Origin of the sequence: Pseudomonas sp. EGD-AK9, from assembly GCF_000465935.2 — a bacterium.
Classification (GTDB): domain Bacteria; phylum Pseudomonadota; class Gammaproteobacteria; order Pseudomonadales; family Pseudomonadaceae; genus Aquipseudomonas.
The window spans coordinates 1-1,079 of the sequence record NZ_AVOF01000626.1 but is presented as its reverse complement, the minus strand read 5'-3'; the positions used below and the strand labels follow the sequence as shown (position 1 = coordinate 1,079).

At 70.8% G+C, this 1,079-nt stretch carries 2 protein-coding genes; both read left to right on the top strand.

The window, feature by feature from the left end:
- Positions 1 to 544, top strand: a 544-nt coding sequence (locus tag N878_RS21820) for a response regulator (RefSeq protein ID WP_031303698.1), incomplete at its 5' end; no start/stop codon positions are given.
- Positions 537 to 923 (top strand): response regulator, encoded by a 387-nt coding sequence (locus N878_RS21815; RefSeq protein ID WP_021445650.1) that lies wholly within the window; start codon positions 537 to 539, stop codon positions 921 to 923. The genes N878_RS21820 and N878_RS21815, both read left to right, overlap by 8 nt.
- Positions 924 to 1,079: the final 156 nt, after the last annotated feature.

Below are 1,079 nucleotides of genomic sequence, written 5' to 3'. Positions count from 1 at the left end.
CGAGCTGCGCGCCGATGCGCGCTACCGCGAGCTGCCGATCCTGGTAGTCTCGGCCGCCTGCGAACAGGGCCGCCTGGCACTCGGCGGCGGCGTGCCGGCGCTGGACTGGCTGAGCAAGCCGATCGACCCGCAGCGCCTGCTCGACAGCCTGGCCCGCGCCCTGCGCGGCCTGCCGGAAAGACCGCGGGTGTTGCACGTCGAGGACGACCACGACCTGCGCCAGGTGGTCGCCGAACAGGGCCGCGAACTGGCCGAGTTCGTCGCCGCCGAGAACCTCGCCCAGGCCCGCCGCCTGCTCGCCGGCCCACCCTTCGACCTGGTCCTGCTCGACCTCGGCCTGCCCGACGGCAACGGTCTGGAGCTGGTCGAGGAACTGCGCCGCAGCCAGCCGCAACTGCCGGTGGTGGTGCTCTCGGCCAGCGAGCTGGATGGCGCCCAGCTGGCCAAGGTACGCGCCGCGCTGGCCAAATCGCGCAACGATGGACAACACTTGCTGCAGCTGCTCACCCGCCTGCTACCCGCCAAGGAGACCGGCCATGACTGAACTCAAGCGCATCCTCCACGTCGAGGACGACCCGTCGATCCAGGCCGTGGCCAAGGTCGCCCTGGAGGCCGTCGGCGGCTTCCAGGTGCTCAGCTGCGCCAGCGGTCAGGAGGCCCTCGACCAGGTACAGGGCTTCGCCCCCGACTTCATCCTGCTCGACGTGATGATGCCCGGCATGGACGGCCCGCAGACCCTGGAGCGGCTGCGCGCGCTGGTCGACATCGGCGAGATCCCGGTGGCCTTCATGACCGCCAAGGTGCAGCCCGGCGAAGTGGCGCATTACCGCAGCCTGGGCGCGCGCGACGTGATAGTGAAACCCTTCGACCCCATGCAGCTCGCCGCCCAGGTGCGCCAGATCTGGAGCCAGCGCCATGGATAAGCACGAAGGCAATGCCATTCCCCAGGCCCTGCAGCAGCACCTGCAGCAGCTCGGCCAGCAGTTCGCCGAGCGCCTGCGCCAGGAGCTGCCGCAGCTGGCGCAGCAGGCCGGGCAGTTGCTCGACGCCGCCGCCGACGAACGCCAGCGCCTGCTGCA